This is a genomic window from Xanthobacter sp. DMC12 (genome assembly GCF_056314105.1).
The window spans coordinates 1-21,009 of sequence record NZ_JBQUYZ010000001.1 but is presented as its reverse complement, the minus strand read 5'-3'; the positions used below and the strand labels follow the sequence as shown (position 1 = coordinate 21,009).

General features: G+C 65.3%; 24 protein-coding genes. 9 read left to right on the top strand and 15 right to left on the bottom strand.

Annotated features, from left to right (window positions below; genetic code table 11):
- Positions 1 to 4: 4 nt before the first annotated feature.
- The 10 genes from ACT535_RS00120 to ACT535_RS00075 form a co-directional block, all read right to left on the bottom strand.
- Entirely contained in the window at positions 5 to 193 is a 189-nt protein-coding gene (locus tag ACT535_RS00120) for a hypothetical protein (RefSeq protein ID WP_476362923.1), read from the bottom strand.
- A gap of 232 nt (positions 194 to 425) precedes the next feature.
- Positions 426 to 896 (bottom strand): RidA family protein, encoded by a 471-nt coding sequence (locus tag ACT535_RS00115; protein WP_476362922.1) that lies wholly within the window; start codon positions 894 to 896, stop codon positions 426 to 428.
- A 20-nt stretch (positions 897 to 916) separates the two neighbouring features.
- Positions 917 to 2,095 carry an alpha-hydroxy acid oxidase gene (locus ACT535_RS00110; RefSeq protein WP_476362921.1) on the bottom strand — a complete coding sequence of 393 codons (1,179 nt, stop codon included), beginning with the start codon at positions 2,093 to 2,095 and terminating at the stop codon, positions 917 to 919.
- Between the two features lie 25 nt (positions 2,096 to 2,120).
- The gene (locus ACT535_RS00105; protein WP_476362920.1) at positions 2,121 to 2,894 is read right to left on the bottom strand and encodes an SDR family NAD(P)-dependent oxidoreductase; all 774 of its coding nucleotides are present in this window, start codon (positions 2,892 to 2,894) and stop codon (positions 2,121 to 2,123) included.
- A gap of 3 nt (positions 2,895 to 2,897) precedes the next feature.
- Positions 2,898 to 3,974: a hypothetical protein gene (locus tag ACT535_RS00100; RefSeq protein WP_476362919.1), complete on the bottom strand. Its 1,077-nt coding sequence runs from the start codon at positions 3,972 to 3,974 to the stop codon at positions 2,898 to 2,900.
- 23 nt (positions 3,975 to 3,997) lie between these two features.
- The gene (locus tag ACT535_RS00095) at positions 3,998 to 4,990 is read right to left on the bottom strand and encodes an ABC transporter substrate-binding protein (protein ID WP_476362918.1); all 993 of its coding nucleotides are present in this window, start codon (positions 4,988 to 4,990) and stop codon (positions 3,998 to 4,000) included.
- Between the two features lie 60 nt (positions 4,991 to 5,050).
- Complete coding sequence (locus ACT535_RS00090; protein ID WP_476362917.1) at positions 5,051 to 5,839, bottom strand: ABC transporter permease; 789 nt, start codon at positions 5,837 to 5,839, stop codon at positions 5,051 to 5,053.
- 3 nt (positions 5,840 to 5,842) lie between these two features.
- Positions 5,843 to 6,658, bottom strand: coding sequence for an ABC transporter ATP-binding protein (locus ACT535_RS00085; protein ID WP_476362916.1), 816 nt, complete (start codon positions 6,656 to 6,658; stop codon positions 5,843 to 5,845).
- Positions 6,659 to 6,661: 3 nt separating this feature from the next.
- Positions 6,662 to 7,798 carry a M24 family metallopeptidase gene (locus ACT535_RS00080; protein WP_476362915.1) on the bottom strand — a complete coding sequence of 379 codons (1,137 nt, stop codon included), beginning with the start codon at positions 7,796 to 7,798 and terminating at the stop codon, positions 6,662 to 6,664.
- A gap of 25 nt (positions 7,799 to 7,823) precedes the next feature.
- Positions 7,824 to 8,984, bottom strand: coding sequence for a mandelate racemase/muconate lactonizing enzyme family protein (locus tag ACT535_RS00075; RefSeq protein WP_476362914.1), 1,161 nt, complete (start codon positions 8,982 to 8,984; stop codon positions 7,824 to 7,826).
- Between the two features lie 397 nt (positions 8,985 to 9,381).
- On the opposite strand from ACT535_RS00075, the gene ACT535_RS00070 reads away from it, so the two are divergent.
- Complete coding sequence (locus ACT535_RS00070) at positions 9,382 to 10,125, top strand: GntR family transcriptional regulator (RefSeq protein ID WP_476362913.1); 744 nt, start codon at positions 9,382 to 9,384, stop codon at positions 10,123 to 10,125.
- A gap of 12 nt (positions 10,126 to 10,137) precedes the next feature.
- Here ACT535_RS00070 and ACT535_RS00065 read toward each other — a convergent pair whose 3' ends face one another.
- Genes ACT535_RS00065 through ACT535_RS00050 form a run of 4 tightly spaced genes read right to left on the bottom strand, consistent with a single transcriptional unit; the run spans position 10,138 to position 12,733 of the window.
- Entirely contained in the window at positions 10,138 to 10,536 is a 399-nt protein-coding gene (locus ACT535_RS00065) for a VOC family protein (protein ID WP_476362912.1), read from the bottom strand.
- Positions 10,533 to 10,733 (bottom strand): 2-hydroxymuconate tautomerase, encoded by a 201-nt coding sequence (locus tag ACT535_RS00060; RefSeq protein WP_476362911.1) that lies wholly within the window; start codon positions 10,731 to 10,733, stop codon positions 10,533 to 10,535. Before ACT535_RS00060 ends, ACT535_RS00065 begins: the two co-directional genes overlap by 4 nt.
- Positions 10,734 to 10,754: 21 nt before the next feature.
- Entirely contained in the window at positions 10,755 to 11,651 is an 897-nt protein-coding gene (locus ACT535_RS00055; protein ID WP_476362910.1) for a dipicolinate synthase subunit DpsA, read from the bottom strand.
- Positions 11,648 to 12,733 (bottom strand): NAD/NADP octopine/nopaline dehydrogenase family protein, encoded by a 1,086-nt coding sequence (locus ACT535_RS00050; RefSeq protein WP_476362909.1) that lies wholly within the window; start codon positions 12,731 to 12,733, stop codon positions 11,648 to 11,650. The genes ACT535_RS00055 and ACT535_RS00050 overlap by 4 nt, the downstream gene beginning before the upstream one ends.
- 365 nt (positions 12,734 to 13,098) lie before the next feature.
- On the opposite strand from ACT535_RS00050, the gene ACT535_RS00045 reads away from it, so the two are divergent.
- The 7 genes from ACT535_RS00045 to ACT535_RS00015 are packed head-to-tail and all read left to right on the top strand — an operon-like array spanning position 13,099 to position 19,998.
- Complete coding sequence (locus ACT535_RS00045) at positions 13,099 to 14,109, top strand: ABC transporter substrate-binding protein (protein WP_476362908.1); 1,011 nt, start codon at positions 13,099 to 13,101, stop codon at positions 14,107 to 14,109.
- Between the two features lie 39 nt (positions 14,110 to 14,148).
- Positions 14,149 to 15,024 (top strand): FAD binding domain-containing protein, encoded by an 876-nt coding sequence (locus ACT535_RS00040; protein ID WP_476362907.1) that lies wholly within the window; start codon positions 14,149 to 14,151, stop codon positions 15,022 to 15,024.
- Positions 15,021 to 15,518, top strand: a complete 498-nt coding sequence (locus ACT535_RS00035) for a (2Fe-2S)-binding protein (RefSeq protein WP_476362906.1) — start codon at positions 15,021 to 15,023, stop codon at positions 15,516 to 15,518. Before ACT535_RS00040 ends, ACT535_RS00035 begins: the two co-directional genes overlap by 4 nt.
- Before the next feature lie 20 nt (positions 15,519 to 15,538).
- Positions 15,539 to 17,839 carry a xanthine dehydrogenase family protein molybdopterin-binding subunit gene (locus tag ACT535_RS00030; RefSeq protein ID WP_476362905.1) on the top strand — a complete coding sequence of 767 codons (2,301 nt, stop codon included), beginning with the start codon at positions 15,539 to 15,541 and terminating at the stop codon, positions 17,837 to 17,839.
- Positions 17,840 to 17,849: 10 nt separating this feature from the next.
- Positions 17,850 to 18,320 (top strand): CoxG family protein, encoded by a 471-nt coding sequence (locus tag ACT535_RS00025; RefSeq protein WP_476362904.1) that lies wholly within the window; start codon positions 17,850 to 17,852, stop codon positions 18,318 to 18,320.
- Between the two features lie 56 nt (positions 18,321 to 18,376).
- Complete coding sequence (locus ACT535_RS00020; protein ID WP_476362903.1) at positions 18,377 to 19,156, top strand: ABC transporter permease; 780 nt, start codon at positions 18,377 to 18,379, stop codon at positions 19,154 to 19,156.
- Between the two features lie 23 nt (positions 19,157 to 19,179).
- Entirely contained in the window at positions 19,180 to 19,998 is an 819-nt protein-coding gene (locus ACT535_RS00015) for an ABC transporter ATP-binding protein (RefSeq protein WP_476362902.1), read from the top strand.
- A gap of 293 nt (positions 19,999 to 20,291) precedes the next feature.
- On the opposite strand, the gene ACT535_RS00010 is transcribed toward ACT535_RS00015, so the two are convergent.
- On the bottom strand, positions 20,292 to 20,540 hold the full coding sequence (locus ACT535_RS00010) for a hypothetical protein (RefSeq protein ID WP_476362901.1): 249 nt from the start codon (positions 20,538 to 20,540) through the stop codon (positions 20,292 to 20,294).
- Between the two features lie 180 nt (positions 20,541 to 20,720).
- On the opposite strand from ACT535_RS00010, the gene ACT535_RS00005 reads away from it, so the two are divergent.
- Positions 20,721 to 21,009, top strand: a 289-nt coding sequence (locus tag ACT535_RS00005; protein ID WP_476362900.1) for a GFA family protein, incomplete at its 3' end; no start/stop codon positions are given.

Below are 21,009 nucleotides of genomic sequence, written 5' to 3'. Positions count from 1 at the left end.
GCGCCTAATCCTCCTTGCCGAAGCACACGACGACGCGGTTCTCCCCGCGTAGCAACATGGTCTTCGTGCGCGGCGCGATGAAGGGATAGAAGCGCAGCTGGTGGATTTCTCGTGCGAGGTCCGGATGGATCGCGACCTTAAAGAGATAGTCCGGCTCCAGCTGCATCCGGCTGAACTCGCCCTTGCGCCTCATGCTCCAACTCCCAGCGCGTGGCGGCGCCGGCGGAAGCCTGACGAGCCATCCGCCGGAAGGCGGGACACCTCATGCGCCCCACGAGAAGCGCTCGGATCGTCGCCCGCGGGTCGCCACCGCAGGCCGCCGAGGCCTCCTCGATCTCCGCATCGCTGACGTCAAAAGGGGCTTGCTCGGCGGGCTGCGGCTCGCTCGACAGAGGCGAAAGCGCTGCAACTACCGCTGCCAGGAGCTACCTCTCTTGGATCTCGAACAGCCCTTCCACCTCGACCGGCACATTGCGTGGCAACGAGGACGTGCCGACTGCGATGCGGACATGACGGCCGGCGTCGCCGAATACCTCGACCATGAGGTCCGAGGCACCGTTGATGACCTTGGGGTGATCACCGAACTCAGGCACCGCGTTCACGAAGCCTCCGAGGCGCACGACGCCAACCACCTGGTCGAGATCGCCCCCGAGCGCCTTCGACAGCTGTGCGAGAAGGTTGATGGCGCAAAGGCGTGCCGCCGCCTGACCCTCGGCGAGGGACACTGTGTCGCCGACCTTGCCGGTGAACTGATCGTGTCCGTCGCGGGTGGGCACTTGGCCGGCCACGTAGAGGCAGGTCCCAACGCGCCGAGTGGGCACGTAATTGGCCGAGGGGACGGCGGCATCGGGAAGCACGATGCCAAGTTGCGCGAGGCGGTCTGCGATCCTGCTCATGGGTTTCGGATCTCCTGTCTTCAAGCTGCGGCGGGCAACGGCGCCACGATGCGGATGCTGTCACGGTTGATGTCGTCGAGGGACCTCCACCCGCCGATGGCCATGGCCAGCTCGATCTCCGCCTTCAGCAGTGCAAGGGCGTGACGGACGCCCGCTTCTCCTGCGATGGCGAGGCCCCATAGATGGCTCCGGCCAATAAGGACCGCACTGGCACCGAGTGCGATGGCCTTCAAAACATCCGAACCTCGGCGGACCCCGCCGTCGAGAAGCACGGGAACGTCGCCCCCGGCCGCATCGACAACCTCTCTGAGGGCCTCGATCGCCCCCAGCGTCGCGTCGAACTGGCGGCCGCCATGGTTCGAGACCTGCACCCCATCACAGCCGAGAGACACAGCATGGCGCGCATCCTCCGCCCGCAGGATGCCCTTGATGATCAGCGGCCCATCCCAGATGCCGCGCAGCCACTCCACGTCCTTCCAGGACACGGCGGGGTCGATGAGCGTCGAGATGTAGCGCGCCATGTCCGCCACCCCGCCGCCCCCATAGGGCTCGAAATTGCGGAAGGTGACGCGCGGCGTGCGCGCCATGCGCATCCACCAACCCGCGTGAAGGACCGCATCGGCCAGCGTGCTGAGCGACAGGTGCGGGTCGATGGTGAAGCCGTTGCGAATGTCCCGCTCGCGCCGCCCAAGCACGGGACAGTCGACGGTCAGGACGAGGGCCTCATAGCCTGCGGCCCTCGCCCGCGCCGCGAAGTCCCGCGTGATGCCGCGGCCGCGATAGATGAAGAGCTGGAGCCAGCGGGGCCCCTCCCCGGCCGCGGCGACCTCCTCGATGGAGAGCGTCGCGCCGGCGCTCACTTCCATGATGGTGCCTTCGGCCGCGGCGGCGCGGGCGACGTCTGCCTCCCCGCGCGGCCAGAGCAGGCCGGAGGAGCCCGTCGGCGGGACCAGCACAGGCGTCGAGATGCGCCGGCCGAACAGCGTGCGGCTCTGGTCCCGGCTTTCCCCGCCGGTGAGGGCCTGCGCCATGAGCGCGTAGTTGGCGAAGCCGCCGCTGTTCCGCCTGAGCGTCGCCTCGTCCCCGGATCCGCCGTCGACGAAATCGAACAGCATGCGCGGCAGCGTTCGACGCGCGGCAGCGCGCATGTCGTCGATGGTGAGGAGGGAGGACAGGCGTCTGTGTCCGGTCGGAAACATCGGGGCAACTCGCGCTCGGTGAGGATCAATCAGCGGTCCAACCGCCATCGACGAGGAGTGATGCCCCGGTCACGAGCGCGGCGGCATCGCCGGCGAGGAACAGGACGGCCCCCATCACATCCTCCACCCGGCCGATGCGACCAAGCTTGATGCGCGCACGCACTGCAGCCAGCCCGTCGTCGTCCAGTCCGTAGGAGCGGGTCAGCGGCGTATCGATGAAGGTGGGCGCGATGGCATTGACGCGAATAGCATGCGGCCCAAGCTCCACAGCGAGCGCCTTGGTGAGGCCCTCGATCGCGAATTTCGAGGCGATATAGAGCGACCGGTTGGCCGCGCCCACATGCCCGAGCTGCGACGAGATGTGGATGATCGATCCCGGTCGTCCAGCGGCGATGAGCGCGCCGGCGACGCTCCGGGCGAGGAAATAGGCGGCCTTCACGTTCAGATCGAAAACGGCGTCGAAATCCTCGGGCGTCGTGTCGATCAATGGGCGAGGGCGATTGGTGCCGGCATTGCTCACCAGAATGTCAAACGGCTCGATCCGCGCTAGCGCGTCCTGCATTGCCGGCAGGTCCGTGATGTCGAGGGGCAGCGCGGATGCCGCGCCGCCGGCCGACCGGATGGCTTCGGCCCCGCCCTCCACCGCCTCCACCGTCCGCGCGCACAGCGTCACATGGGCGCCCGCATGCGCCAGGGCCGCAGCGGCCCCAAGACCGATGCCGCGCCCTGCTCCGGTGACGAGGGCGCGGCGTCCCTCCAGACGGAAGGACGGTGTTTCCGGCAGCGGAGGCAGGGCCATGCCTCAACCGCCGAGCCGGGCGCGCAGTTCGCCCAGCGCCGCGGCCGCCGCTTCTACTTCGCTCACCTGGAAGCCGGCCGCGAGGTCCGGGCTATAGGCCGAAAGCGCACGCTGCGCGGCCTCGGAATAGACCACCCGTCCGTCACCGCTCACGCTGACACCGTCCGCTGCCTCGAAGCCCTTGTTCCAGGCCACGGCCTCTTGCTCGGTCAACCCGTCCGGCAGGTCGAGCGCCACCCGGCCGCGATCGACCCTGACCGGATACCCGCCCGGCAGGCCCGCAGGTCCCGGCACATGGGCGCGGATTTCGCCATGGCCGGCAAGCGCCAGCAGCACGGGAACGGCAGCGGCGCCGGAGATGGCATTCAGATCGCGGTAGGGAAGCTGGACGTGGCGAGTCCAGCCGTCCACGTCCTCGACCTCCTCGCGGCCGATCCAGGCGCGCACGGGGGCGCCGGTACGCTCGGTGCCGGGCTTGCGCCACTGGACGAGATGCTGGTGGTGGCCAAGCACGCGAACGCTGGCACGCTGCTCCGGAGGGACCAGAGCCTCGATGATGGACGAGAAGATGCCGATATTGCCTACGCCGCAGGTGATTGGCAGGCCGGACGCCGCCAGAACCTGGTTCACCCCGTCCGGATAGCAGGTATTGACGAAGGCAATGTCGGCGCCGCTGGCCTTTACCGCGCGCGCCGATCTGGACGGCAGCAAGGCATGGAACGCTATGGTCATGCCGAAGCCGGCCTCCGCCACCAGTTTCGACCACGCGCTGTCCAACCGGTCCACCTTCCAGGGGGACTGGAGCGAGGCCGACTGGACTACCACGCGGGGCGCGGCGGCGGTGATGGCTTCGCCCACCGTCTCCGCCGAGGACTGGTCGACCGAGAGGGTATCGAAGGTGGCCGGCGTGCCGAAAATGGCGGAGCGGGCGTTGCCCGCCTGCGCGAGCCACGTCATGCGCTCGCGATTGCGCCCGCCGATGGTGACCCTGACGGGCGCGCGCGCGGTGGCCGCCAGGTCACCGATCATGATCTCGGCGAAATAGCCGGTTCCGATGATGAGAATGTCGCTGTTGGCCACGGTCTGCCCTTTGTGCTCGGGGATCACTTCAGGAAGTCGTTGGTGAACACTTTCGAGATGTCGGTCTTGTCCTTCATCATCTCCATGGCGATCAGCTGCGCCTGAAGGCTCTCCCAGGCCGCAGTGGTCGAATGGCCGAGACCGTTCTGCTTCACGTCCGGCGACTGGGTGAGTTTGAGAACCTCGGGCAGCTTCAGCTCCGCATACACCTTGTCAGTGCTGGGATTGGCCTTGATGAAGGCCTCATAAGCCGCCTTGGGATTGTCGATGGCCGCCTGCCAGCCCTTCAGGAACGCGCGGGTGAAGCGCTTCACGAGCTCCGGCTTTTCCTTCACCAGGGCCGGATTGGTGAGCAGGGAGGTGGAGTACATCTTCATGCCGAGGTCCTCGAAGAGGATCCAGCTCACATCCTCGCCCGTCGCCCTCAGCTTCAGCGCGTCGTTGAAATAGAAGCCGACACCCACATCGATGCGGTTGGAGGCGATCATTGCGACGAGCGCGCCGTCGGCCGGCACCTCCCGCAGCTTGGCGGGATCGAGCTTGAGGTCCTTCTTCATGGCCTCCCACTGGCGCCCGGTATTGCTCTTGAGCTGGACGCCGATGGTCTTGCCGTAGAGGTCGGTCTTCACATCCTTGATGTTCTGGGACGTCTTGAAGATGAAGGCCGTGGGGTTCTGCTGGAGCACGACAGCGGTTGCCACAAGATCCAGCCCGCGCTGGGCACCGATCAGGATCTGGTCGGCGGTGGCATAGCCGAACTCCGCGTCCCGATTGCCCACCAGCTTCACGGTGACGGACGAGCCCTCGCCGGGCAGGAGATCGACATCGATGCCCTCGTCACGAAAGTAGCCGCGCTCCAGGGCGAGGAAGATCGGCGCGTGCTCGGCGCCGAATACCCAGTCGAGCCGCAGCTTTACCTTGTCGGCCGCCTGCGCCGCCACGGGCGCCAGAAGCCCCGACAGCGCGATGCCGGCGGCCGCCGTGAGCTTCAGAAGAGACCTGCGATCCGTCCACATGTCCATTCCCCTTTGTTGCTGGAAGGTTTTGTTTCAACACGAGGTCTGTGTCCCTGCCGCTCACATGGTGGCCTGCACCCCGCCGCCTTCCGTGGCGGACGGAATGAGGAGGCGCTCGGCCAGCACCACGGCAAGAAACATGAGGATGCCGAGGACGCTGAGGCAGATGATTGCTGCGAACATAAGCTCGGTATCGAGCGTGATGTTGGAGGCGTTGATGACGTATCCTAGCCCTTCGCCGGCAGCTACGAACTCGCCCACCACGGCGCCGACGATGGCGAGGGTGATGGAGATCTTCAGCGCCGCGAAGAAATAGGGCATGGCCCAGGGCAGGCTGATCTTGGTGAATTTCTCCCAGGTGCTGGCGCCCAGCGAGTCCATGTATTGCAGCAGCTCTGAATCGACCGAGGTGAGCCCCTTGGATGTGTTGATCACCACCGGGAAGAAGGCGATCAGCGCCGCGATCACCACCTTGGGCGTGAGGCCGAAGCCGAACCAGATAAGGAAGAGCGGCGCGAAGGCGATCTTGGGCAGGATCTGCGCCGCCACGAGAAACGGATAGGTCAGGTCACGGATCACCCGCGAATAAGCGATGCCCACTGCGATGAGGAAGCCGCTGACCACCGCCGTCAGGAAGCCGAGGGAAATGGCAACGAAGGTGGGCCAGGTGTTCTTAATGAGAATGGCCCGGCTCTCCCACGCCACCTCGGCGATGCGGGAAGGAGGGGGCAAGATCACCGGCTTGATGCCAAGGAGGTCCACCAGCACTTCCCACAAGCCGAAGAACGCGACGAAGACGAGCACCTGACCGAAGGTGACCGAGACGCGATATAGCGAGGCGCCCGACATGGTTCACACCTCCGCCAGCGCAGGGGCTGGCGCAGCCGCCGGTTCGCGGTGGCGCAACAGGCCGCGGATACGGGAGGCAAGCGCGGCGAAGTCCGGCATTTCGCGGGTCACCTCCGTGCGCGGCCGGGGAAAGGGAACGGCGATTCGTTCAAGTACACGTCCGGGACGCGCTGACATGACCACGATCTGTTCGGACAAGAGCACTGCCTCGGGGATCGAGTGGGTGATGAAGACGACCGTCGTCTCCGTCTGGGCCCAGATGCGCAGCAGCTCCTCCTGAAGGGTCTCCCGCGTGATCTCGTCGAGCGCGGCAAACGGCTCGTCCATGAGCAAGATCTTCGGGCGGAAAGCGAGCGCGCGGCAGATGGAGACGCGCTGTTGCATGCCGCCGGACAGCTCGTGCGGGAAGCGATGCTCGAAGCCCGCGAGGCCGGCAACCTGGAGCCAATGTCGCGCCTCGGCCTCCCGCTCGCCCCGGTTCATGCCGCGGCGGGCGACTTCCAAGGTCAGCATCACGTTGTCGAGCGCGCTCCGCCAGGGCAGGAGCAGAGCGCGCTGGAACACGTAGCCCACCTGCCCCTGCACTTTGGTCCGCGCCAGTGGCTCCCCGTCGAACAGCACGCGGCCGCCCGAAGGCTGAAGCACGCCGGAAAGGATCTTGAGCAGGGTGGTCTTGCCGCAGCCCGAGGGCCCGACCACACTGAGGAACGAGCCCGGCGCGATGTCGAACGAAACCTTGTCGAGCGCCGTGGTAACGCCCGTCTTGGTCTTGAACACGACGGACAGATCCTCGATCGAGATTCCGGGGGCTTTGGACATGGCTCAACCGATCCTGATCAACCGGTCGGTGTTGGTGTAGTCCGACAGAAGCTCTGAACCGGTGGCGGTGATCAGCATCAGGTCCTTGTTCTGGACACCAAAGCCGTAGCCCGTGCGGTAGCACAGGGGCTCGAAGCCCAGCACCATGTCCTCTTCAAGAACCGCCGACTTGCCCGGCTGGCCGAGGAGAGGCGTCGCGCCGAGATAGGGGTCCTCGTGGAGATGGAGGCCGATACCGTGGCCGACGAAAGAGATCGGCGGCAGGTCGTGCGCCTTCAGCCGACCGACAAAATCGTTGTAGATTTCGAGGCAGTCGGCACCGGGTTTCGCAAGATCGAGCAGGCGATACTTGCAATCTACCATCACCTGCCAGACTTCTTCCGCCATCGGCGGCGGCTCCTCAACATAAGCGGTGCGGCAGACACCGGCCTGATAGCCGCCGATGACGGAAAAGATCTCCACGCGGCAGACGTCCCCGCGCACAAGCTTGCGATCCGTAGGGCCGACGTTCGGCAACTGGCTGCGCTCACCGGTGGCGGTGATGAGCAGCTTGAAGTGCTCCGCGCCCAATTCGTAGATGTTGCGTGTGAGATGGGCGGCGATATCCAGCTCGGTATCGCCGGGCTTGAGAGCCGAGAGTGTGTCGCCGATCGCCTGGTCGGCGATGCGCGCGAGCCGGCGCAGCAGCGCCACTTCGCCCGGCGTCTTGATTTGCCGGAGGCGCGAGAGGAGATGCTCGGCGGGCACGAAGGTGACGCCCGGCAGGGCCGCCGACAGGCGGGCGAAATCTCCCGCCGGCAGGTAATCCATCTCGAGGCCGATGCGCCCGCTTGAGAGGCCGAGGCCTTGGAGCATGGTGGCGAGCACGCTCATGGCGTCGTCGGAGAACTCCTTCCAGATGGTGAGCGGCACGTCGGGTGCCTCGCGCACCACCGTGCTCTCCTCCATGTCCACCACGAACAGGTTGAGCGTCGCATCCGCGCTCACCACCGCCATGGCATGGCGATGGCGCAGCAGGGGCTGGGACGGCACGACGAATCCGGCCGCGTAGGCGAAGTTCTCCGGCGAGCAGGCGACGATCGCGTCGATGCCCTGTTCGCGCATGGCGGCAGCCTGCCGGCTGAGGATTTCCTCACGCATGTGTCTTATCCTTGGATGCTTCTGTTCAGGCGGCGACGGTGTAGCGGGCGATTTTTTCGGCATCGATGTCGATGCCCATGCCCGGGCCGGTGGGCACCTCGATGGCGCCGTCCACGAGGGTGAGCGGCTGGGTTATCAGGTCGTCGGTGTAGTAGATGCCGCCGATCTGGCCCCGCTGGAACGCGGCGGGGGTGGAGACCGGCACGACGTTCGAGAGGGTGACGGCCGGCGCGGACGCGGCGAGGTGAATGTTGGCAAGGTTGCCCACGCCCGTCTCCACCGAGCCATTCACGTTGCAGACGATGCCGGCGGCCCGGCACACGGCGGCCACCTCCATCGCCTTGTAGAGGCCTCCGGGCTTGGTGGTGTAGATCGAGACGATCTGCGCGGCGCGGCGCTCGATGATCTGGATGGCATCGTGAGCGTTCCAGGCGGATTCGTCCGCCATCACCGGCGCGTCGATGGCCCGCGCGACCTCGGCGATGCGCTCGATGCCCATCACCGGCTGCTCCACGTACTTCAGCTCATATTTTTCCATCTTGCGGATGGTGCGGATGGCATCGCCCGGCGTGCGGTAGCCTTCGTTGGCGTCCACGCAGATGTCTACCTTGTCGCCCGCGGCGGCCCGCACCGCACCCACCACCGCGACGTCGCGGTCCGGGTCCACGCCGATCTTCACCTTGATGGTGCGGATCCCCTCGGCGGCGACCTTCTCCGCCTCGGCTGCCGCGTCCTCCAGCGAGATGAGGCCGATGGAATGGGTGACCGGCACGCGCGACCGCGACTTGCCGCCCAGCAGCGTATGGACCGGGACGCCCAGCCAGCGGCCGCTCACGTCGTAATAGGCGAACTCCACCGCCGCCTTGGCGTAGGGATAGCCTTTCAGCACGGCATCCATGCGGGCATGCAGCTCGGCCGGATTGGCAAGCTCTGCGCCTACAAGGGCGGGCTCGAGATAGCGCTGGACCAGCAGGTCCGCGATGGCGACGCTCTCGCCGAAATAGCGGCCGAACTCCCCGCCCCAATCCTTGAGCGCCGGCGCCTCGCCCCAGCCGGTCCGGCCGTCGTCGTCTGTCATCTTCACGAGCAGGTAGCGACCGATGGGCTCCGTCAGCCCCGTCCATTGATGCGTCCGGCGGGTGGGAAGCTGGACGACAAGGGTCTCGATGCTGGCGATTTTCGGCACGTCTTGTCTCCATTGTGAGCACATAGTGTGATCACATTTTGAAGCTGTCAACGACACCAGATGAAGATCGGTGCAGTTTTTTGTGTGCCCATTCGTTGGGCGCGCGCCATAAATTCCGGCAAGCTGTTCAATAGCGGCGCGGCCCACGAACGCTTGTCAGTCGGGCGCTCTTGGCCCCCGGCTGACCTTGAGCGCGAATGGATCCGTCGCCGCGGCGCCCCCGGCCAAGGAATTTGCGAGGCGCTTTAGCTCATGTACTGTCAAGCTCGTTCAGTCTCGGGTTGCCGATCGCGGACGAGTAAATTACTGATCACATATTGAGATCACATATCGATCGACCGCCTTCCGCTCCGGCCGCTTCCGACAGCGCCCCGCGGCCGGCGGCGGCGAGGACCAGATGGCAAACGCGAAGACCGACAAGACGCCCGCCGCGCCGGAGGAAAAGGCCACGCGCGGGCGCGCCCATGTCTACGACCTCGTCGCCAGATACATGTATCGCGGCCTCATGGTCGGCGCGTTCCTGCCGGGGCAGGTCATGAGCCTCAGAAAGCTTGCGGCCGCCCTCGGCACCAGTCCCATGCCGGTTCGCGAGGTGCTGAGCCGTCTCGTCGCCGCTAATGCGCTGGAAGAGACGAAGGGCGGTTCGGTTCGAGTGCCACGGCTGACGCCGGAGAAGATTGCCGACCTATTCGATGTGCGCGAGCAATTGGAGGGCAATGCCACAGAACGCGCAGCCAAGGCATGCACGAAGGACTTGATCACGGAGTTGACGGCTATCAACAAAAGCCTGCTCCAGGCCATCGAGAAGCGTGACATCATGAACTGCCTGTCGCAGAATCAGAAGTTCCACTTCACCCTGTACGAGGCGTCTGGCTCGGACGTTCTGATGCCGCTGATTGAATCCCTGTGGCTTCAGTTCGGCCCGACCATGTACATGTCTTTCCTCGTGCCTTCGATGCCATGGGACGCATCCAGCCACGTCAAGATCATCGAAGCGCTGAAGGCAGAAAACCCCGGCGCGGCCAAGCGCGCAGTGCTACACGACATCCGCCGCACCGGCCAAGCACTGCTCAACGTGGGCGGCGGGCAGAGCATCGAGCTGCCCTTCACCCGCGGCCTTGAGCTGCTGTTCGACACCTGATCTCTGGGCAGTTCACGCGTCGGCCGTTGCACCGACTTGGTAAAGCTCAACCTTGGTGCCATCGGGATCTGCCACATAGATGGTGAGGCCGTAGGGCCCATTGTGCAGATCCGTGAAAAACGGCACCTCGGCGGACCGGAGGCGCTCTCTCATGGCGCGCACATCGTCCACCTCGAAAGCGATGTGGTCGATTTGCCGGTGCTCCGTCTCCCGTCCGGCGATCAGCGCTATGCCGTGGTGGAACGCGACGAACGGACGACCATCGGCGAGCGGCTTGGCCGGCCGGATGGTGAAGCCGAGCAGGCGCGTGTAGAAATCCACGGACTTGTCGATATCGGCGACCATGATGAGCTGATGGCCAAAACCTGTAACCCGCGCCGCGGGCGCGGCTTGCTGCATGGCCTCGCTCATTTCTTCTGCTCTTCCATGTCAATGCCCAGGATGCCGCCACGCCCCCAGCTGTCCTTCGGGGTCTCGTGGATGACCACGTGAAGGTGGTCGGGCTTGCAGGCAGCCTCCTCCACCATTGCCTTGGTGATGGCCTTAACGAGGTTGCGCTTCTGCTCCACGGAGCGGCCTTCCCACATCTCGACAACTACGAATGGCATCGTGTTCTCCTCAGCTCTTCTTCAGGTCCCGGCCCCGCCGTTGCGGATTTCTGCGATCCGGCGGCGGATGCCACTCCACTGGCTGCGGCCTACCGTGACCGGTGCCCGCGAGCCCATGCCACGGGCCCAGATCGCCTTCAGCCCCAGCGCTGCGGCCGCGTCGCGATCGATGGTGCCGGGCGGGGCCGCCACATCCACCAGCAGAGCATGTGCCGGCAACAGGCGAAGCAGATTCTCGCCGAGGATCTGAAGGGGCACGCTGCCGATCACAATATCCATGCGCGGCAGCAGCTCGGACAGCGCCTCCAGAGAGTCGGATTCTGCTCCTGCGGCATGGGCCGCCGCTCGCTGCACGGGATTGCGCGCCGCCACGTGCACATGGGCACCGAGAGCGATCAGCGTGCGAGTGAGAAGGGAGCCGATGGTCCCCTGCCCCACGAGGCAAATATTTGATTTGTGGATGGTGATGCGGGTGTTCTCGATGATCACCCTGAGGACCCCTTCCACGATGGCAGGGCCCCGCAACAGCATCAGATCCACATCCCACTCATATTCGTGGAGCGTGATACCGAGTACCTCACAATGGGCCTTCAGGTTCGCGTCGGCCCAGCCGAGGATGATGTGTGCGCCCGGCTTCATTCCCGCCAGCATCTCCCGCGTGGGGATGATCTTCTGCGGGCAGCTCGGGGCGAAGAGCGCGCCTTCCTTGGTGATGCCAGGAATAGGGAAAAGGGCGATATCCGCCCCGCTGAGCGCGTCGGCCGCATCCTGTGCCAGCCGCACGCCCTCGATGCCGCCCTCGGGCCAGGGAAAGCCGAAGGCGCGCACTTCAGCCCCGGTCTCCGCAGCGCAACGCGCGATCTCCTGCTCGCGCGGATCCCCCGCTACTACGGCGATCGTCAGCCCCTGCCAGCTCATGCCGCCCTCACCTTTTCCAGAAGCCCACCCAAGGAGAGGCCGGCGATGCCCATGGCCTGCGCCGTGCGTCCCCCCGCGCGATAGTCCACATCGACCGCTGTCTCGGCGAGACGCATCAGCGCGCCCGCCACCGGAACGTCCACCCCGGCGATCTGTGCAAACTCCAGGAAGGGCAGCAGGCCGTGGCCGAAGTCCTCCTTGTAATAGCGATGGTCAAACGAACCCGGCGCGCGAATGCGCTGGTTCGCCGAGCCGGCGGAGATGGCACCGCGATAATCGTCGGGATCATCCAAGGCATCGATGGTGCCGATCTTCTGCATCTCGCCCATAAGGTTGGGCAGGTCGTGGCCGAACGCACGGGCGACCGCGAGCCGTTCGCTGTCGAGAGCGCGGACGGTACGGGCCACACCCTCGGTCATGCCCTCCACATAGAAGGTGAAGTCGCCGCCGGTTGCCTCCACCCAGGCCGCCGCCAGCACGGCACCGGGTGCGTGCAGCACCATGTTGACGTTGCAGAGCCCGGAGGCGAGGACGTCAGGAGCCGGCGTCGCGCCGGGAAACAGCCCGAGGGCCAGATCGAGCACACCCCGGGCCGCCCCCAGCGGCGCCGCCCGCACCGCCCCCGCGCGCCCGCTGACGGTGACACACTCCGGGCTATATTTGCGCGCCACGTAGGTGAGCGTGGAGAACTCGACCAGCGGCGGCGGCCGGCGCCCCGCCTGAACGAACACTTGCTCGAATTCCAGCGCGCCGCCGGTGTGACCAGGATTGAGGATGACCGGCATGTCAACGCGCATGTCGGCAGCGATCATGGCGCCGGCGACACCTGCGTGCAGGAAGGTGGGGAGCACCACAACCGCCGCGTCCGCGCCCGCGAGCGCCTCCGCTAGGTTCGTGGTCATGCGTTGCGGCATGGCCAGCCCTTCGCCGAGAACCCCATTATAGACTATGCCGCCGCGTTCTAGATGCGGAGCGATGGTCGCCTGCGAGCGGGACCACACGCGCACCCGATGTCCGGCCGCGAGCAACTCGACCGCCGCGGCGCACGCCCCGGCCCCGCAGCCCACCACAGTCACATCCATGCCCCTGCTCCCTCACCTCCGCGCCCCAACCGCGACTACGCCCACGGATAGCGCGACCGTGGCCTCACCTACAAAACTTGATCACATTCAATGATCACAAATAGCTCTGTCAAGCAAAACGGGCTGCGCTGCCAGACTGCAGCGGAAAGCGGCGCGAAGCTCTCGATATCGGCACCCCATTGCGGTCAATTGCCACTGATTTAATCACCTCTCCCCATTGCCCGCCGGAGCGGCGGACGCGCTTGACACACTCTATTTTGTGATCACATATTGAGATCAATAATGGACAAAAGTCCTTCCGCCCTTATCGCCTTCAACGGGAACACTGCGCCCCGAAGATCCGGCCGGCGCCGCGGAGACCATCCATGACAATCGAAGCCTGGACATGCCCTTCGGCCCGGATCGGGCGCATGGCCCGCATCGGCATTGCCGCAGCTCTCGCGCTCGCTGCCACGGCGGCCGCGGCGGCCGAGGACGTGAACGTAAGGTTCAGCTACAAGCTGAAGGGGGAATACGGCTTCTTCTTCATGGGTCAGGAAAAGGGCGTCTATGCGCAGGCCGACCTCGCGCCGCGCTTCGGCGAAGGAGCGAGCTCGCAAGCCGCGCTCGGCACGCTGCTCCAGGGGCAGGACGACCTCGTGGTGATGCCCGGCATTTTTGCCATGTCCGCCATCCAGAAGGGGATGCCCGTCAAGATCGTGGCGCTATACCAGCCGGCGGCGCCGAGCGTGCTGCTGTCACATCCCGCAAAGCCCGTACGGGTGCCCAAGGATCTGGAGGGCAAGACGGTCGCCGCCCCGGTGGGCGAGACACCGACCACCTATCTCGGCATCTTCTGCAAGATCAACAATGTGGATTGCAGCAAGGTCAACCGCATCCAGATGAACGTGCAGGCCCGTGTCGGCCAGTTCATGAGCAACCAGATCGACGTCATCGGCGCCTATCTCACCAACGACGTGCCGATCATCCAGGAGAAGGCTCCCGAGGAGATCATTGTCCTCGACCAGGCCAAATACGGGCTGATCGTGCCAGGCCTAGCCGTCGTGGCGAGCAATGACGGCATCGCCAAGAAGGGCGACATGATCCGAAAGTTCATCGCAGCGACCTCCAAGGCGGTGGAGCTGACCCGCACCGATCCTGCCGGAGCAACAGCGGCGTTGCGCGCCGCTTGGCCCAACAGCCCCTCGGCCGCCGTCATCCAGAAGCAAATCGAGGCCACTTCCCAGTCCATTCCTGCAGCGGCGAGCGGGAAGCCCCTCGGCTGGACCGATGCCAGCGTCATCACCGGAGCGCTTGAGCTGATGGCGAGCGTCGAAACCATCGACTCGCCGAAGCCCGCTGACGCCTTCTTCACCAACACGCTGCTGGCCAACTGAGCGCGGGCCGGCCCTGCGTTCCACGGCGAGGATGCGGCGATGAAGCCAACCCCGTTCAACTACCACCGGCCATCGACCATCGAGGAGGCCATTGGCCTCCTCGCCGCATACGCTGGCGAGGCGAAGCTCATTGCCGGCGGGCAAAGCCTGATGCCCATGCTGGCCTTCCGGCTGCTCGCCCCGGTCGCGCTCGTGGACGTTGCCGGCCTCCCGGGGTTGGACACGATCACACTCGATGATGGCGGACTGCGACTCGGGGCCCGCGTCCGCTGGCGTGACATCGAGCACCATCCCATGATCGCTTCCCGCTACCCCCTGCTCTTAGAGGCCGTTCGGCACGTGGCGCACTATCAGATCCGCAACCGTGGCACGGTCGGGGGGAGTCTCGCTCACGCGGACCCGGCCGCCGAATTTCCCGCGGCAGCCCTGCTGCACGATGCCAAGGTCGAGATCGCCGGTCCGATCGGCAGGCGCACGATAGCGGTAAATGACTTTCTCCTCGGCATGCTGACCACTGACCTTGCGGAAGATGAGATCATCCTCGGCGTACGGCTGCCGCTTTGGCCAAAGGGCGCACGCTGGGGCTTTCGGGAATTCGCCCGTCGCCACGGCGATTTCGCGATGGCGGGCATCGCCTTGCGGTTCACATGCGCCAACGGCGCAATCGCCGAGCCCGCCGTGGTGGCGTTCGGCCTGGGGCCGCGTGCGGTCCGGCTCGCCGATGCCGAAGACCTGCTGAGGAATGCCCACACCCAGGATGATCTGTTTGCGGCCTTCGGAGCCACAGTCGCCAGTGCGGCCGAGATGGACCCGCCCTCGGATCCGCAAGGATCGTCGGACTATCGGCGCGCGCTCGCTGCCACACTGGCGGAACGCGCCTTGGCCGATGCCATTGGCCGGCAGGTGGCCTCATGACGGAGGGCCTCCTCATCCGGCTGCGTGCCAATGGGACGGAAGCCGAAGTCCGTGTCGAGCCGCGGCGCACGTTGGCCGACTGCCTGCGTCAGGATCTGGGATTAACCGGCACCCATGTGGGCTGCGAGCACGGGGTGTGCGGCGCCTGCACGGTGCTGGTGGACGGCCTTGCCCTGCGCGCCTGTCTGATGCTTGCCGTGCAGGCCGATGGCGCGGAGGTTGCCACCGTCGAGAGCCTCGGCGAGCCAGACCGCCTGTCTGTGCTCCAGCAGGAATTCCGAACCGCCCATGCCCTGCAGTGCGGCTTCTGCACGCCTGGCATCCTGATGACCGCGCATGCCCTCCTCACCGAGGAGCCGGACGCCAGCGACGAGCGCGTGCGCGAGGCCGTGTCCGGCCACATCTGCCGTTGCACGGGATATCTACCCATCATCGAGGCGGTGGCACGCGCCCGCGACCGGCTCAAGGCCAGCCGCGGGGGAACTCCGACATGAGCCGGCCGAACCGCTTCTACATGGGCGAGCCGGTGCCACGCGTCGAAGACGCCCGCCTCCTGGCCGGACGCGGCTGCTATGTGGACGACTTCGCGGCCCCAGATGCTCTCCATGCCGTTGTGGTCCGCAGCCAGTTCGCGCACGGCCGCCTCGGCGCCATTGATGCCGCTGGCGCGCTCGCGCTACCGGGCGTCGTGGCAGTTCTCACATCCGATGACATCGACGGCCCTGTTCCTTGCATCCCCTTCCGCAATCCGGCCATCGCGCAGGCATTGCCTTTCCGCCAGCCGGTGATCGCGCGCCATAAGGTACGTCATGTCGGGGAGCCGATCGCCGTGGTCCTCGCCGAGACCCGCGCTATCGCGGAGGACGCGGCTGACCTGGTGATGGTTGAGATTGAACCGCTGCCGCCTGTTGCCGGCGTCGATGCCGGTCGCGGCGGGACGGTGTGTCTCTTTGAAGAACAGGGCACCAATGCCGCCATCCGCTACGTGGCCGAGCGAGGCGACGCCGAGGCGGCGTTCTCAAAGGCCGCCTATCGCCGGCGCGAGACTTTCCGCACCCAGCGCCACTCGGCCTCGCCGATGGAGACCCGCGGCCTCGTCGCCCGCTGGGATCCGGAGCGCGGGCACCTTGAAGTTCACGGCGCGGCCAAGGTGCCCTTCTTCAATCGCCGGGTCCTGGCGGGAATGTTGGGGCTCGACGAACACCGGATCGATCTTATCGAGCTGGACGTGGGCGGCGCTTTCGGCGTCCGAGGCGAGTTCTACCCCGAGGATTTCCTCATCCCGTTCGCGGCTCGCCACCTTGGCCGACCGGTGCGCTGGCAGGAGGACCGCCACGAGCACATGATGGCGGCGAACCACTCGCGCGAGCTAAGCTTCGATATCGAGATCGCCTGCGAGCGAGATGGCAAGATCCTCGCCCTCCGAGGACGGGTGACCTGCGACCAGGGGGCTTATGTGGGCACCACGGGCGGCATACTCGCCTCACGCTCCGCCCAGTTCCTGCCCGGCCCCTACGACATTCCAGCCGTTTCGCTGGAAGTCGAAGGCATCGTGACCAACAAGACACCGGCCGGCAGCTATCGCGGCCCGGGCCGCTTCGAATCCAGCTTCGCGCGGGAGCGGCTGATCGACATAGCCGCCCGCGACCTGGGCATCGACCCGGCAGAGATGCGCCGGCGCAATTTCATCGCCTCAGAAGCCTTTCCTTATGCCCTCGGCCAGCTCGTACCTTATGAGGGGGAGGCCGTGCTGGAGAACGGGGCCTATGGCTTGGTTCTGGAGCGGTGCCTCAAGGAGATCGGCTGGGACGAGAAGCAGAACCTGCGCGGGCGGATGATCGATGGCCAGTTTCATGGCCTCGGCCTCGGCAGCTTCGTCGACAGCAGCGGTGCGGGACCGAGGGAGAATTCGCGGATTCGGCTTCAGCAGGACGGCAGCATCGCCCTGTTCGTGGGCTCGTCGGCGCTCGGCCAGGGCATCGAGACCGCGTTCTCGCAAATCTGCGCCGATGCCCTCGGTGTGCCTATGGAAACGATCCGTGTCTTCCACGGCTCGACCACCCTGCTCGGCGAGGGCTTCGGCTCCTTCCACTCCCGGTCCATGGTGATGGGCGGCAATGCGGTGATGGATGCGGCGGCGAACTTCATCGAAGCCGCGCGCATCAAAGCCGCCGAAGCCTTCGGCCGGCCGGTGGAGGAAATCACTTATGCCGCGGGCGTCTTGTCTCCTTCCGCCCCCGGCCATGCCCCCCTAGCGCTCGCCGACCTCGCCGGTTTGGCCGGTCCGCCAGTTGAGGCGGAGGGGACGTTCGGCACAAAGGTGAAGCCATTCGGCGCCGGCACCCATGCCGCCCATGTGGCCGTGGACCCGCGAACCGGCGCAGTGGAGGTGGTCGACTATGTGGCCGTCGAGGATGTCGGTCGCATGATCAATCCCATGCTGGTGCACGGTCAGAAGGTGGGGGCGATCGTGCAGGGTCTCGGAGGCGTGTTCCTTGAGGAATACCTCTACGACGAACAGGCCCAGCTGCTCACCGGCTCCTTCGCCGACTATCTCCTGCCCACTGCCACCGACTTTCCCCACATCCGGGTGGTGACCCTCGACGAGACCAGGACTTCGCGAAACCCTCTAGGCCTGAGGGGCGCAGGCGAAGACGCCATCGCGCCCGTTGCGGGAGTCATCGGCAATGCCGTTGCTGACGCCTTGTCGAGCCTCGGCGTCACGCCGACGGCGCTTCCCCTGACACCCCACGCAGTGTGGCAGCTCATAAAGGCCGTATCCGCTGGCGATGCGCCGGCAAGCGCAGGCGCCTGAGGAGGGGCGGATGGAGATTTCCGGAACCGAGATCATCCCGGCCCCCCGTGCCCTCGTATGGGAACGGATGAACGATCCTGCCGTCCTGCAACGGTGCATCCCGGGGTGCACGTTCCTTGCGGCGCAGGAGGACGGATCGCTATTGGCGAAATCGACGCTCAGGATCGGCCCGATCAAGGCGACGTTCACCGGGCGGGTCCACTTCGCTGATGTGGCTCCGCTCGCCGGATACACGCTTATCGGCGAGGGGCAGGGCGGGGTCGCCGGATTCGCCCGCGGTCAAGCGATGATCCGTCTGGAGGACCACCCACACGGCACCGCGCTCATCTATGACGCGCGGGCCGACGTGGGCGGCAAGCTCGCCCAGCTTGGCGCGCGGCTCATGGAATCCACCGCCCGCAAGCTGGTCGGCGAGTTCTTCGGAACGTTCTCTGCCGAGGCACAGGAAGAGGGCGCCGCATCGGCGACAATTTCGATATGAGCCGCGGCAGCGCAGCGGCCCGACCCGCCATGGGACCCGAAAACTCAAGGCAGCACATGACCCCCCGACGCAAAGCGCAGCTGACACGGCTCCTCGGGCGCTTTGCCCCCATTATCTTCGTGTCGGCCCTCCTGCTGACGTGGCAGGTGGCAGTGCCCCTGCTGGGCATTTCCAAATTCGTGCTGCCGACGCCGCTGGCGATCGGACAGCGCATGGCGCTCGATGCTTCCCTCCTTGGCGGGCATTTCTTTTTCACTCTGGTCGAGGTCGTGGCCGGGTTCACCTTCGGCGTCCTGGTTGGTGTGCCGCTGGCGTTGGCCATCTTCTACTCGCCGATCTTCGAGCGCGCCGTCTACCCCGTGCTCGTCGGCCTCCAAACCGTGCCGAAAGTGGCCCTCGCGCCCATCCTCGTCCTGTATCTCGGGTACGGCTGGACGCCGAAGATCACGCTTGCTTTCCTGATCGCGCTGTTTCCCATCGTCGTTTCTACGGTGGTCGGCCTCAACGCGCTCGACAAGAACCTCGTTAATCTCGCCCGGTCGATGGGTGCGAGCGAATGGCAGACCTTCTTCAAGATACGCCTCCCGGCAGCGCTGCCGAACATCTTCGGCGGCCTGAAGGTCGCCGTCTCGCTCGCGGTCATCGGCGCCGTCATCGGCGAGTATGTGGCGGCGGAGCGCGGCCTCGGCTACCTGCAGCTCCAGGCCAACGCACAGCTCGACACCACGCTGAACTTCGCCGCAGTTGTGGCGATCTCGCTGCTGGGCGTGGCGCTCTATTTTCTCATCAACCTCATCGAAAAGCGCGTGACCTACCAGCGGGATCCCGCGGTCTGACGATGCGCAGGGACGCGAATGGCATGCAGAGCGCACTGGTGAAACAGCACGAACAGCGGACGGGCGCAGCTGTGGAGATCTCCGGCGTCTCCAAAACCTACGTCACCCGTCAAGGTGCCGAGGTTACCGCCCTCGAGCGGCTCGACCTCTCGCTGGAGCCAGGCTCTTTCGTCGCGGTGGTGGGACCTAGCGGGTGCGGCAAGAGCACGCTTCTTTCCATGATCGCCGGCCTGTTGCCGACGACGACAGGGGAAATCCGGATCGATGGCGACGCGATCCGGACTCCGCATCCCAAAGTCGGTGTGGTGTTTCAATCCGACCTGCTGCTTTACTGGCGCACCGTGCTCGACAACATCCTCTTGCCGGTCGAAATCAAGCGGCGGGACGTCGGTGCCTACAGGCGCTCGGCGCAAGACCTCCTCACTCAGGTTGGGCTCGACGGCTTCGCGAACAAGTTTCCTGCCGAGCTCTCCGGCGGCATGCGCCAACGCGTTGCCATCTGCCGCGCGCTCATCCAGGAGCCGGAGCTGCTTCTGATGGACGAACCATTTGGCGCTCTTGATGCCCTGACCCGCGAGCAGATGATCATGGATCTCCAATCCATGTGGCTCCGCGTGGGCAACACCGTGATCTTCATCACCCATGGGATTGACGAAGCAGTCTTCCTCGCCGACCGAGTATTGGTGATGTCTCCACGCCCAGGACGAGTCGACCTTGACCTGCCGATCGATATCGATCGGCCACGACAGTGGAACAACATCCACGCGAATGAGAGATTTTCGCACTACGTTCGCGCGATCCGCGACGTATTCGAGGCGCGTGGCGTTCTCGTCTCGAAATGATATTTTTTTCTCTAAATGCCCCCATGACAACTTCTAATAATAAAACTATCGAGGGGAATGCGGATTGGCCTTATCTATGGAAATATCCTTTTATGGATAAGGCCAATCTTTGTAGCCGACCTTCTTATCGCGGAACTGAGCGTAGATCCGGATCGTCCTCGAGCCCGGCACAGCGAGTAGTGACGAAAGAGGAGTCGATATCGCCGTTCTGGATGCACTCTATCAGCATCGGCAGATAGCGCTGCACCGGGGTCTAGGCCATCCGGGAGTTGAAGCCGCGATTGAGGCAGAACTTATAGGGACTCTCTCGCGGCCTTGATCTTATCGATGCAGCCGTCGAGAGCCAGGGACGTAGCCGCCACCGTGCCCACGTCAACGATGCCGGCGCCCACCCCGCGCACGCGGGACATGTCGCGAATGCACTCATAAATGTACTTGTTGGAGAAGTCGAACGTTCCCGTCACAGGGCGCGGGGTCTCCTCGATCTCGGCATCGCTGACGTCAAAAGGGGTTCGCTCGGCGGGCTGTAGCTCGCTCGTCATGGTCATCTCCGGCGCTGATCTGCGCCTATGGATTCCATGAGAACGAAAAGAGAACAGGACACGAGATATAGGGGCTAAGCTCGCTCAGTGGCTGTAGCGACTGGCGTGAGCAGCCCCGCGCTCTTCCTCGGTTGCCGCCTAGCGCGGGCGATGTGGTAGAAGTGCCCCTTCCCAGGCGCAATGAGGCAGATCACCGGGGACTATCCCATGCAAGGAGGTTGTTTGTGCGGCTCCTTCCGATACCACCTGAAAGGGAAGCCTACGATCTCAGTTAACTGCCACTGCGGAATGTGCCGCCGCCAAAGCGGCGCAGCTTTTCTAACCTACGTCGCCGTGGATCAAACGTCGTTCTATGTCGAGACCGGGAACTTGGTCCCATATCGATCGTCTGAGCAAGCGGTACGCACGCATTGCGGCACCTGTGGCAGCCCATTGACTTTCACATTCGATTCGGACCCCGGAACCATCT

What these genes read in the sequence shown, in the direction of transcription:
- ACT535_RS00115 (WP_476362922.1), bottom strand. Translation starts at nt 896, where the DNA reads ATGAGCAGGATCGCAGACCGCCTCGCGCAACTTGGCATCGTGCTTCCC.
- ACT535_RS00010 (WP_476362901.1), bottom strand. Translation starts at nt 20,540, where the DNA reads ATGACGAGCGAGCTACAGCCCGCCGAGCGAACCCCTTTTGACGTCAGC.
- ACT535_RS00035 (WP_476362906.1), top strand. Translation starts at nt 15,021, where the DNA reads ATGACGGAGGGCCTCCTCATCCGGCTGCGTGCCAATGGGACGGAAGCC.
- ACT535_RS00080 (WP_476362915.1), bottom strand. Translation starts at nt 7,798, where the DNA reads ATGCGTGAGGAAATCCTCAGCCGGCAGGCTGCCGCCATGCGCGAACAG.
- ACT535_RS00105 (WP_476362920.1), bottom strand. Translation starts at nt 2,894, where the DNA reads ATGGCCCTGCCTCCGCTGCCGGAAACACCGTCCTTCCGTCTGGAGGGA.
- ACT535_RS00085 (WP_476362916.1), bottom strand. Translation starts at nt 6,658, where the DNA reads ATGTCCAAAGCCCCCGGAATCTCGATCGAGGATCTGTCCGTCGTGTTC.
- ACT535_RS00120 (WP_476362923.1), bottom strand. Translation starts at nt 193, where the DNA reads ATGAGGCGCAAGGGCGAGTTCAGCCGGATGCAGCTGGAGCCGGACTAT.
- ACT535_RS00015 (WP_476362902.1), top strand. Translation starts at nt 19,180, where the DNA reads ATGCAGAGCGCACTGGTGAAACAGCACGAACAGCGGACGGGCGCAGCT.
- ACT535_RS00045 (WP_476362908.1), top strand. Translation starts at nt 13,099, where the DNA reads ATGACAATCGAAGCCTGGACATGCCCTTCGGCCCGGATCGGGCGCATG.
- ACT535_RS00040 (WP_476362907.1), top strand. Translation starts at nt 14,149, where the DNA reads ATGAAGCCAACCCCGTTCAACTACCACCGGCCATCGACCATCGAGGAG.
- ACT535_RS00025 (WP_476362904.1), top strand. Translation starts at nt 17,850, where the DNA reads ATGGAGATTTCCGGAACCGAGATCATCCCGGCCCCCCGTGCCCTCGTA.
- ACT535_RS00020 (WP_476362903.1), top strand. Translation starts at nt 18,377, where the DNA reads ATGACCCCCCGACGCAAAGCGCAGCTGACACGGCTCCTCGGGCGCTTT.
- ACT535_RS00090 (WP_476362917.1), bottom strand. Translation starts at nt 5,839, where the DNA reads ATGTCGGGCGCCTCGCTATATCGCGTCTCGGTCACCTTCGGTCAGGTG.
- ACT535_RS00065 (WP_476362912.1), bottom strand. Translation starts at nt 10,536, where the DNA reads ATGAGCGAGGCCATGCAGCAAGCCGCGCCCGCGGCGCGGGTTACAGGT.
- ACT535_RS00070 (WP_476362913.1), top strand. Translation starts at nt 9,382, where the DNA reads ATGGCAAACGCGAAGACCGACAAGACGCCCGCCGCGCCGGAGGAAAAG.
- ACT535_RS00110 (WP_476362921.1), bottom strand. Translation starts at nt 2,095, where the DNA reads ATGTTTCCGACCGGACACAGACGCCTGTCCTCCCTCCTCACCATCGAC.
- ACT535_RS00050 (WP_476362909.1), bottom strand. Translation starts at nt 12,733, where the DNA reads ATGGATGTGACTGTGGTGGGCTGCGGGGCCGGGGCGTGCGCCGCGGCG.
- ACT535_RS00055 (WP_476362910.1), bottom strand. Translation starts at nt 11,651, where the DNA reads ATGAGCTGGCAGGGGCTGACGATCGCCGTAGTAGCGGGGGATCCGCGC.
- ACT535_RS00060 (WP_476362911.1), bottom strand. Translation starts at nt 10,733, where the DNA reads ATGCCATTCGTAGTTGTCGAGATGTGGGAAGGCCGCTCCGTGGAGCAG.
- ACT535_RS00030 (WP_476362905.1), top strand. Translation starts at nt 15,539, where the DNA reads ATGGGCGAGCCGGTGCCACGCGTCGAAGACGCCCGCCTCCTGGCCGGA.
- ACT535_RS00095 (WP_476362918.1), bottom strand. Translation starts at nt 4,990, where the DNA reads ATGTGGACGGATCGCAGGTCTCTTCTGAAGCTCACGGCGGCCGCCGGC.